A 12,141-nucleotide genomic window follows, 5' to 3' on the forward strand; every position below is an offset into this window, starting at 1 on the left:
AGGAACTGATATATAATAACATGCCATCCGAAGAAGAACTTATTAGACTCTTACATACACATCATGAAAAAAACGACCCTCGAAGCAGTTTCTATATAAGAACTCATGTTATTCCAGAAATCGATTGGTTGAAGTCTTTGCTTAACGTTACACTTGCATTATTCGCAGGGCTAATCATCTCTATGATCTGTTTTTATCTCTTGAATCCATTCATTCCAGTATATGCTTTGCTAAGTGCCCGGATTATTTTCATAGCAAGTATGTTCTTCATAGTTCTACGACGTGTTAGAGCAATCCTGATATGGAGTATTAGAATTTATCAACGTTTTGCCCCTATTGAAGTGAGGAACAAATGTCGTTTTGAACCAAGCTGTTCTGTGTATATGATTCAAGCTATTGAGAAATACGGGGCGATTAAAGGTCTTTCCTTGGGCATTCATCGTCTTCGCAAATGTAATATCAACGGTGGAGGATATGATTATCCGTAAAATCGAAAAAGCCCATAGACTGTCTAGAATATGGGCCTTTCTTCATTCCGGCATTTAACTTTTATCTTCGCTTCATAAATACGAGATTTATAGGAGGACCCTTTGCTAATAAAAGAATTGCTTCACTATTATCTAGACTGTCTTAAATTTGAAAGCTATTACTCTATACATATTAAAGAAGAAGAACTTGTACATTCGCAGATTTATCCTAATGATATAGAGGACATTATTACACGCTATGAAAAGCTAAGTGCTAGGTTAACATCAGAGGAAACGATTCTGTTTGGTTATCCACTTATTAGAACAGTTCAAGGAAATAAAACTTCATATATACCATTATGTTTATGGAGTAATTCAAGCTTCTTAGCGAATCGAAACCTCTTCAAAGCGGACTATGCAGGGTTCCATCAAGAGATCTTCAAGTCTTTTACAGATTATAAATCAATGGATATGCTACAGAAATTACATGAACAATTTGTTGCTTCACCCGATGCTTTCCTACATAATCAGCAGAATCTTGAGAAGCTTATAGATTCATCTGAATACAACTTGCAGGATATTATTCCAAGTCATGTGATCCTATTAGCTAAGAATACAACTGGCATTAATTATTTGATCTCAAAAGAGATTGAAGATGTTTTAACGGATAAAAACCAGCCAAGCGCTGTACTTAGCAGCTTTCTTACTCACAGTTATGCCTTATCTGATTCAAAACCTGAGAGAACGCAGCTACATATTGTACCCAGTAATTATCCTCAAAATCTTGCACTTGCTGATCTTCAGCACACTATTAGCATCATTAAGGGACCTCCAGGAACTGGAAAGACGCAAACTATTATCAACTTATTAGCTAACCAAGTTGATCGCCTAGAGACATGTATTGTAGCTAGTACTAACAATCAGGCAGTTGATAATATCTCTGAAAAATTAGAAGGAAAAGGAATCTCAAATTCATTTTTTGGCTTTGTACGCCTAGGAAATAAAACGCACAATCAAAATCAGGCGTTAGCAATTCAGACAGCGATTGAGCGTATGAAACAAGAAATGAATAACTTGTTATCAGACAATACTTACGATTCATATTTACATAAAAGTCATTTATTATTGGATCAGATTAATCAGGTCGAACTACAAGAACAACAGATTATTGACTTGGAGAACACCATAAAGCAACTTCAAGATTTAATAGGTGTTTTAAACAACCGATTGCGTGTAAACCATCTGATGACTATGAAAAATAATTTCGAAACCCTTACTCTTCCCCATGCACAGATAGAACACAGATTACGTCAGCTTGTAGATGAACCGTTACAGTTATTTGGAAATGATGTTTTTCGTAACTTCCGAGCCTACATCGCAAGTAAACTCAAATTTTACATGAAGAGACGTATTCAAAAATATTTGCAGTCGATTGATGCTTCGCAATTGTGGGAGTTTGTCGATACAACCATGCCAACACATTCACTTGCTCTATGCGAAGAAATTATTAAAGTCATCAATCTCGAACAACGCTTGCAGCAATATCAAAATCAGCTTTTACAGTTGCAGAATCAACAAAAAGATCAGTCAACAAGCTTAGCAACGTTGTATACGAAAAAAAACGATATAGATCTTACAATTGTTCGCTCTCAGTGGCTTAGAAAAGCAGAACCCATCCTTCGTAATCAAACGGAAATGAACAATATTGCCCAACTTATAAAAGAACTCAGTGAAAAAGGGGAAATTAAAAGAACTTCTTTTGCCTTTCCTGCCTTTTTGAAGTTATTCCCTGTTCTACTCGTAAGCAGTTTATCGGCTCGACGTTGTATCCCATCTGGGGCATCCATAGACCTAGCTATCATAGATGAATCATCTCAGTGCTCTATCGCAAGCGTTTTTTCTCTATTACAAGTTTCAAGAAGAGCTTGCTTTTTTGGTGACGTTCATCAATTAAATCATATTGTCACATTGCAAGATGAACATAGTAAATCATTGTTTGATGTGCATGCGAGCGGCATTGAGTATTCACCGTATTGCTTTCAGAGCGTCTCAGCTTTTCAAAGAGCGGCACATGCTTGTGAACAGAATGAACATGGTCAACACTTACTCAATTACCATTATCGATGTATTCCTTCTATTGTATCTTTTAGTAATCAACATTTCTATCGCGGGCGTCTACTCACGATGCGTCAAGAGCCTGAGCGGAAACCTTACCATACAGGGATTTTTTCAACGAATGTATACGGGAGAGCTACTGGTACTTCCAATGATCACGAACTGAAGGAAATCATATCCATCGTTGAAAGGTTAGAACAGAACGGCATCAAAGAAATTGGTATTGTCACACCATTTGGTGCACAAAAAAAGAGATTGCTGCAGATGTTCAGACATAAGCCAAACATCAAGATTGGAACTGTCCATACGTTTCAAGGTGGGGAATGCCGAGCTATCATTTTCAGCACTGTTATCTCCAGTGGTTCAACCGCTTTCCAGATTGATTTTGTTCAAAATAGTTATCGTTTAATAAATGTTGCACTAACCAGAGCACTTGATTATTTCATCCTTGTTGGTAACCTAGCCGAGATTGATAACGGTAAGGGTTATCTAACCAAATTAAGTCAATATATATATACAATAGAGGCCAATAGTTTCTATCGTCCTGCTATCATGTTATCCATTGAATTCAATCAACTCATACGTGAAGAAAACCGCAAAACTTTAATGCATCAGGGAGAACGTATGATTTATAACAAGTTATTGATATTTCTCGAAGGCATGCCCTTCATTGTATTTCCCAAAGTGCCTATCAAAGATGTACTCTCTATTCAAATTGGATTAGATGCTGAATTAAAATCTTATTATTTCACCAGTCATATGGACTTCGTAATCTACGAGAAGGATTCTCTCCAACCTTTATGCTCCATAGAATATGATGGTTTTTATCACAGACGTGATGCCAAAACAATAGACAATGACCGAAAAAAAGATTCGCTTTGCAGTTATGCTGAATTTATGCAATTCCGTATTGCTTCCAATGATGAGAGTGAGGGTTGGAATAAATTAAAAACCTATCTTCATTCTTTCAATTAAACTATTCAAAACTATTATTCCTCCTCTTAAATTCATACAAAAACAGAGAGCACGAAGTAAATAAAACCTAAACTCAAAAAATAACTGATACCCAAAAAGATATCAGTTATTTTCATCTGCTTTATAATAGTTAATTCTCTTTCTTTACTTCTTACACGAACATTGCCGGCAACAGGTTATAAATCATCTTTCAGCTTCCGCCTGGGTGTTTGCATCACCTGTTCCAATAAAGCAGTAGTTTACCATCTACAATCTAACCTGTGACGTTCATGTCCAGATTCGTACCATTCAGGTGGAAATACTGATCCTAGTCTGTGCTTTGATCTTTTAAGGGACGACAGCCCTCAGCATTCAAATTTTACTATACTAAGAAATGACTTTCCAACACCGCCCAATTCCACAATAAAATCATACTGTATTGTCGGCTTTGACACATCAATCAGACTACCAGATACATTTTTAAACCTGTTGAATAAATGTACTTCAAAATCATGACCCAAAGTAACACTCTTAACTTCTTCCTCATTCTAATAGCTGTAGCCCTGAGGATCAGATAATACAATTTTTAAAATAAAAAATTATTAAATTCCTGTTCTCTAGCAAAGGTGTATACATCTTCAGTTATATTGCCGGCATAACTACGAAATACGGGGCAATTAAAGGTCTTTCCTTGGGCATCCAGCGTCTTCGCAAATGTAATATCAACGGTGGAGGATATGATTATCCATAAAGCAAAAAGGTCCATAGACAATCTATGGACCTTTTGGTTTGGTTAACATTTCTGGCTTAAGCTAATATTTAGTAGTGACTGTGTCTCATCTTCCAACATGGAGGAAGCTATCATCATGAAGTCTTCAGCCCCAATTTCAAAGTGACCTTTACGAAATGGAAACCCCCAATTGCGATTCCCGCGTGTAAAACTGAGTTGGTCTAACAACGTTGCGATCTTTACTTCTCGACACGGAAGATAACGCAGATCTCGGCGAAAGGGTATAAAGGATTCCGACATCTGATATTGGTATATCCTGTCGTCCGTAATTTGACCAATAGCGGTAAAAGCCTGGAGTGGCTTGCCTGTTGATATGTCAGTACGTGGAGAGTAGTATATCAACCAATCACCAGGGGACATTTGTCGCAACAGCGCTGACTTGCCATGGCACAACTGAGCAAACCCTCCCTCTACGGCTACATTTACATGAGAAGCAGATACAACGCCAATCCAATATCTGCTGTCCTGATTTGGTTTCATGGATATATTACATTCCCTTCTCTCGTTTACATTTCCAGATTTGATTTCAATCGATCTAATTGCAAAAAATGATGTCTGTAGTGCATCTCTATCAACAAAAACCACTCCTGAGCATTTAGAGCGCCAAGCCTTGGATGACGTATTTTGTTGTTTTCGGACGCTTGGTGTAAAAGGGGTTCTGTACTCCTCATCCGTTCCACGACCATGTGAAGCCCATCGCTCAAGGACTCCATGCTCTCGGGTGGTTGCGGGGTGTACTGCGGGGAAGCAGGGACTTTAACAGGCACGGGAGGGAATTGTCCTAATTCAAATACTTGCCTACCCAGTTCTGTTTTTTCCTCCCCCGACTTTAACGTCGAATCCTCACTGCTCAAACACTGCTCAATATTATGCAGATGCAAGAAAAGCGCTGATTGAATCAAATGTACATACATCTGTCCAATGGACCATTCCTCTTCACTTTGTTTTTTAAGTAAGCTCCCCATATCCAATTTGTTCAGTTCTGCCAAATATCGTTCTACTGCCGTTTCAAATGATGTCAATACTTCCGTTGTACTTCTCATCCTTCAACCCACTCCTCTTGATCTGTGATATATCAAAGTATAAAAAAACACTACTGACAGGTGTATGTCAGTAGTGTTTTAAGATGTTTTTGGCTACTTCCTTCATTCGGAAGCGTAAAGACTCTGGCTCCAAGACCTCGATATCTCCACCCCAACCAAGTAAATAATGCAATATTTCCTCCGGATAGCGAACACGAAAATGAAAAACAACACCCTCCTCTTGCTCCTCAAATGCATCCATATAAAAATGCAGAGCCTCCATAACTTTGTCAGTGATTTCAAGTTTAGCCCTGATTAATACTTGTTCGTTACGGTCGTCAGGAGGTCGATAACTGTTAAGATCAAAATCCGGTGGCAAAAGGAATTGATCCTCCATCACGGAAAGTTCAGTCATGCGTGACAAACGAAAATGACGGATGTCTTGTCGCATATCACAACGTGCAATTAACATCCAATTCTCCTGAACCAGTGAGAGTCCGTAGGGTGAAACCTCACGCATATTATACCGATTGCCATCCGTTCCTGGCATTTTTTTCAGATACATAAAGCTGATTTTACGTTGATCCAGAATGGCATTACGTATCTGGTTAAGGTATGTTTTCACCCGTGCTCGGGTTAAAGGTTCAACCGTATGAAGCAGTCGCATCGTTTCCCGTACACGTGTGGATTCATTACGAACGGATTCTGGTAAGATTGCTTCAATTTTTCGTTGAGCCGACTTAGCCTCCATCGCGTATTCTGTATCCATTCTCTGTTCGATAAAATCAGCTCCCATGAGCAGGGATACGGCTTCCTCTGCGGTGAAGCTTACCGGGGGCAGAAAATATCCTTCCATGAGGGAATACCCATGACCCGGAGCACCCATAATCGGAACACCAGCCTCACTTAATGCCTGAATATCTCGATATATCGTACGTACACTTGTCTCAAATTGAGCAGCTAAATCTTCTGCTCTTAACATCTTTCTTCGCTGCAATTCAAGCGTAATCGCAAGCTGCCGCTCCGTTTTGTTCATTTTCTAGCCCCCACCGTTTCATCATCCAAACCTAACTCATTCTATCACAGTAACTTGCCCTTTCGTTTCGTGAATTAAAGCTATGGAACGTCTTAAATACCATCCAAGATGAGATAGTCTTAATCCCAAAAAAACTGATACCCCAAAAGGATATCAGTTTTTTTATCTGCTTTATATCTACTTTATATCTGCTTTATATACGGTTAATTCTCTTCGTTACCTCTTACACGTACATGGCCAGCAACAAGTTGTAGATCATCGTCGCAGCTTCTGCTCGAGTCGTTTCACTTCCTGCACGAACCGTATGGTCCGTATATCCACTCACAATCTTGGCCTGCACCGCTGCATCCAGTGCTTCTTGTGCCCAAGATGGCGTCTGCGATGCATCAGTGAAACTTGGTTTAACGGATGTATTACCAGACATTCCGGCTTGTGCATCTGAACTTACTTTCAGCGCATTCGCCATCATGACTGCCATCTCGGCACGGGTAATGGTCCGATCAGGCTTAAATGTGTTATCACCATAGCCTTTCACGATTCCGGCTTGCACGGCTGCGGCAATATCACCTTTTGCCCAGTCTGGCAGACTACCTTGATCTGCAAATGTCAGATCCGAATCCACGGACTTCAATGCCAGTGCCTTACTGAGCAACGTAACAAACTCTGCCCGTGTGATCTTCTTCGATGGTTGGAACGTACCATCTGTGTAACCTTGAATCACGTTCATGCCCAACAAACGATCTGCGTAGTCGGAAGCCCAGTGTCCATTCAGGTCAGACAGATTCACCGGTGTGTAACTGGACACAACGAATGTACCCAGATGATTAACATTGGCCGTTATGCTTCCTGCTGCATTCATCTTGCAACCGATAAATACCCAGCTCTGTCGAGCTGCATTATAATAGTAGATTGCAGGTTGGGTACCGTTAGGCAGATCTGCCGAATCCACATTCAGGCTCAATGCCGCCTGATCATTCAACGTTCTTCCGCCACTGCGGCTGATCTGTACAGCTTGTCCAAGTACATTCAGGGAAGCTGCATTCTGCAACTTGTCCTTGGCAACTACAGACACTTGCAGCGTATCCTTGGAACCAATGGCTCCCGATGGAACATTGAATTGCACGATGTCTTTCAGACCCGTTTGGACCGGCTGATTCGCTTCCACCTCTACCTTCACTTCAGTGGATGAATCTGACCCCGTTTCCGGATTGGTTGGTGTGGTTGGAACGGTAGGCGTTGTTGGCACACTTGGTGTGTTTCCTCCAGAATTCCCACCTGAGTTGCCTCCATTACCTCCACCTGAACCCCCGCCACCATTGCCTGAGCGGGCTTGTACAGTCACGGTACGGATAACTTCCTGTGCCGCATTGCCAGCGATATCCTTCACGTTATACCGAAGGGTGTAGATCCCTGCTGCTTGTGTGTTCACCGTGCCATCCATCTGCACGGAACCACGGATGCCGACATTATCAGAAGCCTGTGCTCCAGGCTCGTTGTATGTGTCTCCCACGTTCAGCGTCATCTGGCTGCTACCTTGCAGGGTGATGACGGGAATCTCACGGTCTATTTTAATGACCAGAGGTAAAGTATACGTTTGTTCCAGATCGTCTGTTGCTCGGAATAAAAGGTTGTGTTCTCCAGGCTCCGTTACCTCCAAAGGTGTATTCTCTGTATAAAGTTCATAAGTCTGCCCTCCATCACGGGACAACTCGATGATCGCGGAAGTAGAAGGTGCGTATACTGCGCTGGTTACACTAACCGTTACGGAATGGTTCGTCCATGTATCCGTGTGATACGGCTGGCCGTCAGCGGTAGTCATGTTGCTTTTTAATACCAGTGCCTGATTATTCTTGCCTTCCACAATGACAGTGAACGTTTTGGGTTGTGACTCCGTGCCACGTTGCACGGTTGCCGTCAGTTCCAATCGCTCATTATTGTCCGGTTGCGTTAGCAGCTTGCCCTCGTTATTCATTAGTTCCGGGTTGGAGCTGGACCAGCTAATCGTTGCACCATGCTTCCCTTCAACAGGAAGGGTAAGATCGGAATGGACCGCGTTCAGATCGCCCAGATCGATTGCTTGAAGCGTATCGGTTACCGCCTGTGCATCACTGTAAGGTGTGGCACTCATGAAGATTGGGTTGGAGTAGAACCACAGATCGCGATAGTTGCTATCGTTAATTTGATTAAAACGAGTCGTTGCATCAGCTGTCGTAATCTTCGGATCAAGTTGTGGTTCACCATTTACAGTCTCACCTGTCACGTTCATGCCCAGATTCGTACCGCGCAGGCGGAAATACTTGTCCTGGTCTGTGGCTTTGATCTTGGTTGTGATGACATTATAGCCTTCGGCGTCTGTCGTCCAATCGTTAGACGTGAAGGTAGCCAACACTTTGGTAGTGTCGTTGGTGTCTTTATTATATTCGGCTGTACCCTTCTGGGCCTTGGCTGTCACATCCCCAGCGATGAGATCAACGTGATCCACCACGGGTACTTGTCCAGCGGACGTACCACTGTTGATTGGATTTTCATAGTTGTTGCTCGTCGTTGGACTCTTGAAGCGAATCTGCAGCTCTACTTCATCGCCTTGAGTCACATTAAGGTCTCCGCCCATCTCAACCTGAGCACCCGCTCCGGAAGCTGTAAAGTCCAGTGCGTTGATCAGGTCGCCGAATACGGAAAATGATTTTCCCGAACGCAGTCCATCCAGAACAGCCTGCATACCTGTACCCTCAACCCACGAATAGGTCTTAGCATATTCGCCAGGAAAATAACCACTGGAATTCGTACCAATCGTCTTGAAGTGGTAGTCCGAATTGCCATAGTTCCAGAAGTGACGTCCTTCTCCCAGCAATGCATCCCATAGTCCGCCAACCTTGGCGACCATATAGTCTACACCGCCGTATGTACGGTATTTGTATCCATCATCTGCGGTCGGATTAGCTACATTGTAGCTTGTGTTGTACCCTCCACGATCCGGTTCCATCTGGTTACCCAGCATGCCTTCGATACCAAATACCACTTGTGGAGCCAGATCGTTGAACTCACGGAAGTCCGCGATGGTATATTTGTTTTTGCCCCGTGAAGGATGGTTGATCATCGCATAACTTGTCGTTGGATAGTTCGTTGCGAGCCAATTGATGGCGGTTAAGGCATCCTGATGAGTCGTGTACGCACGCGCTCCGTTCTGATCCCATTTGGCTACGTCAGCCGCATTAAACAAGTTCGCTGCGCGATTCGTGAAACGGTATTCGAATTCCTTGGCAGCGTTCAGCGCTTCGGTTGAGTTCGGCTCATCCGTAAGAATCCCCACCCCAACATGTTCATGTGTAGGCATATCCCATTCGAAACCGGAGAAGATCGTTTTACCTGCGTATTTGCCTGCATCCTGAAGTGCCTTGATCTGTGGTACCTGATATTCATTCATTCCTTGGGACATCGGTATTGGTCCACCCGAAATGTCGTTCCCGTTGTGATCTCGCTTGGATAACCGCAAATGATCCGTAAGCGCGATCCAGTCCAGCCCATATTTGGTTAAACCCGCGTCGAGCACGTTCTCCAGTGAAACCTGTGCATCATCGGACTCAAACGTATGTACATGCAAATCTCCCGTTTGCCAAGAACCTGTTGCCGAGCTGTTGACTGGCGAGATATCTCCCGCATCTGCATACATTATCGCAGCAGGGAAAGCCCCCATGACCATCCCTGTAGCCAAGGGTATAAGTGTAAGCATAGCGAGCACTTTCTTGCCTTTATTAATAAACAAAATCATCCCACCACCCGTTCTGAGTTGTTGTGTCGGGAGTAAATATAAGAGACTTTTGGGGGCAGGGTCAACGGCCTGGAAGTATATATTTAAAATTTTACATATAGCTGCATTCTTTCATATTCCGTTAAAGGTTTTTCTAACTTATCCTAACGAAGTTATACTCTATACTGCTCCATATTGGGGGAGTGAATCTAGGGATAACGCTGCAAATAGGAGACGATACAAAATTCAGAGATTGTTCACGATTCAGGAAAGTTCCACCACTGCTGTGGATCATTAGGAGGAGAACTAGCGTAGGAGGAATGATGAAGTGGAGAAGATAGTGGGTTTTGTAAAAAAAATCAGGATTGCGTATACGCTGAGCATAGAAAAAAAGCACCCACGAACTACAGGCATAATATGCCCTGAAGCCGTAGGTACTTTGGATTGAGCAGGATTTTGATTCAGCCTTTACATCTTTACTTTTGTGAACTGGGAATGAGTTATTTGTGAAATCCGACCTATCTCCACTTTATAATTAAACTGGAAAAATACGATATATAAACCGATAATGTTGAAGATGGCTAACAACGCAAAGATCATATACATTGAAGGAGTTGCACACTTTTGAAAAGATTCTATCTAGGTTTTGGATTAACAATCACCATTATCATTGTACTATTATCAAGCTCTACTCCAACAGAAGCAGCATCGAAGAAAGTAACCTTAAAATTATCAGATGGAGCGACGTACTATGGTGAAATTTTAAACGGGAAACCTCATGGTAAAGGAACCGCAAGATGGGGAGAAACCGAAGTTTACTCTGGAGATTGGGTGAGTGGTAAGCGGCAAGGAAAAGGCAAGTATACATATACATTAGTTGAAGGTGGAGGTGTCCCCTTTGAGGATTACAATGAATCTAATATGGGCCATGGAACAGGTGAATTCACTACAAAAACCTACACCGGATCATGGATTAATGATACATATCATGGTAAAGGAAAAGAAATTACGCAATGGTTAGAAGTACAGTATCTTACTTCTGATGGCAAGGTTTACCCTGTAAATGACCGTTACAACAACACCATTAACGATGGAACATTCAATCAGGGCAAGATGTCTCAGGGATATTACGCAATCCACTCTTCAGATACTGTCTCACTAGGATATACTGATCATACAACTACGATTACTCTCAAAAATGATTATTTCAACGAAAAGTTAACCGGAGATAAGGACTTTTTTGACACGATTATCAATTATAAAAAGAAACACGGTTCTTCTGAAAAATATATTGGGATTAAACCATCCGAATTCTCCAAAGGTACATTAACTAGTGGCAAATTCACGGGGGTTACGCATCTAATCGATTATAGTGATTCAGTTAGTTATTCTAAACAAGTCATAATGAACGATAACGTATTAAAGGAGCATCACATAACATCTACAGCCTTTCATAAAGATCGGAAGAATACCATTAATGAATTCCTGCAAGCTATTAAGCCCTATTCAGTCAAAATCAATACCATCTCTGACGAGATTATGTCATTAAAAGACATTAACTATGAGGGAATGATTCCTAGGTAGGGGGGTCACAAAATGAGAAAAAAGCGATGGATTGTGAGCATAGTCATTTTGATTATCATACTTTTTATGAGCGAATTGATGATATTGTCCTCAGGAAAGGTTGGAGTTCTCAACATAACGCAGAGAGTTATTTCAGGTGCACCTCATGTTATCGTTCAAGGGCAAACACTGTCTTACCAAGGTAAGGTTCATTGGGAGGATATCCAAAGTAGTATCGAAGAATATTCCGTAAGCGATGAAGGAACGGTCTTGTATAAAGCACTAGGCACCCCCGTCCCCCCACCTTGGATATATGTGAGAAAAGAAAACCATCAGGGTTTCCGATATAAAATCCCGCAGCTTCCCTGGAAACTATAAAATGATCCGGGAACTTCACGAGCGGACATCACCAGATGTCCGCTTTTGCTATGAATTTTATAGTCTCA

At 41.9% G+C, this 12,141-nt stretch carries 8 protein-coding genes; 4 read left to right on the forward strand and 4 right to left on the reverse strand.

Going from position 1 to position 12,141, the window contains the following annotated elements; translation table 11 throughout:
- The first annotated feature begins 20 nt into the window (after nt 1-20).
- Nucleotides 21-488, forward strand: coding sequence for a membrane protein insertion efficiency factor YidD (gene yidD, locus MHI48_RS23090; protein WP_405141884.1), 468 nt, complete (start codon nt 21-23; stop codon nt 486-488).
- A gap of 102 nt (nt 489-590) precedes the next feature.
- Nucleotides 591-3,557 carry an AAA domain-containing protein gene (locus MHI48_RS23095; protein WP_076329096.1) on the forward strand — a complete coding sequence of 989 codons (2,967 nt, stop codon included), beginning with the start codon at nt 591-593 and terminating at the stop codon, nt 3,555-3,557.
- A gap of 772 nt (nt 3,558-4,329) precedes the next feature.
- Here MHI48_RS23095 and MHI48_RS23100 read toward each other — a convergent pair.
- The 4 genes from MHI48_RS23100 to MHI48_RS23115 all read right to left on the reverse strand — a co-directional run bounded on the left by MHI48_RS23100 (nt 4,330) and on the right by MHI48_RS23115 (nt 10,147).
- On the reverse strand, nt 4,330-4,806 hold the full coding sequence (locus MHI48_RS23100) for an EVE domain-containing protein (protein WP_405141886.1): 477 nt from the start codon (nt 4,804-4,806) through the stop codon (nt 4,330-4,332).
- Nucleotides 4,807-4,832: 26 nt separating this feature from the next.
- Complete coding sequence (locus tag MHI48_RS23105; RefSeq protein WP_405141888.1) at nt 4,833-5,369, reverse strand: DinB family protein; 537 nt, start codon at nt 5,367-5,369, stop codon at nt 4,833-4,835.
- A gap of 67 nt (nt 5,370-5,436) precedes the next feature.
- Entirely contained in the window at nt 5,437-6,384 is a 948-nt protein-coding gene (locus MHI48_RS23110; RefSeq protein ID WP_340031028.1) for a YafY family protein, read from the reverse strand.
- Between the two features lie 223 nt (nt 6,385-6,607).
- Entirely contained in the window at nt 6,608-10,147 is a 3,540-nt protein-coding gene (locus MHI48_RS23115; protein WP_405141891.1) for an S-layer homology domain-containing protein, read from the reverse strand.
- Nucleotides 10,148-10,756: 609 nt separating this feature from the next.
- Here MHI48_RS23115 and MHI48_RS23120 point away from each other — a divergent pair.
- The gene (locus MHI48_RS23120; RefSeq protein WP_405141893.1) at nt 10,757-11,716 is read left to right on the forward strand and encodes a hypothetical protein; all 960 of its coding nucleotides are present in this window, start codon (nt 10,757-10,759) and stop codon (nt 11,714-11,716) included.
- Nucleotides 11,717-11,728: 12 nt separating this feature from the next.
- The gene (locus MHI48_RS23125) at nt 11,729-12,073 is read left to right on the forward strand and encodes a hypothetical protein (RefSeq protein ID WP_076319925.1); all 345 of its coding nucleotides are present in this window, start codon (nt 11,729-11,731) and stop codon (nt 12,071-12,073) included.
- Nucleotides 12,074-12,141 lie beyond the last annotated feature (68 nt).

Origin of the sequence: Paenibacillus sp. FSL H7-0942 (assembly GCF_045040715.1) — a bacterium.
In the GTDB taxonomy this organism is placed as follows: Bacteria; Bacillota; Bacilli; order Paenibacillales; family Paenibacillaceae; genus Paenibacillus; species Paenibacillus amylolyticus.

Bases quoted from the DNA above. Each gene is read 5' to 3' on its own strand.
- yidD (WP_405141884.1), top strand. From the start codon at position 21: ATGCCATCCGAAGAAGAACTTATTAGACTCTTACATACACATCATGAA.
- MHI48_RS23100 (WP_405141886.1), bottom strand. From the start codon at position 4,806: ATGAAACCAAATCAGGACAGCAGATATTGGATTGGCGTTGTATCTGCT.
- MHI48_RS23105 (WP_405141888.1), bottom strand. From the start codon at position 5,369: ATGAGAAGTACAACGGAAGTATTGACATCATTTGAAACGGCAGTAGAA.
- MHI48_RS23110 (WP_340031028.1), bottom strand. From the start codon at position 6,384: ATGAACAAAACGGAGCGGCAGCTTGCGATTACGCTTGAATTGCAGCGA.
- MHI48_RS23125 (WP_076319925.1), top strand. From the start codon at position 11,729: ATGAGAAAAAAGCGATGGATTGTGAGCATAGTCATTTTGATTATCATA.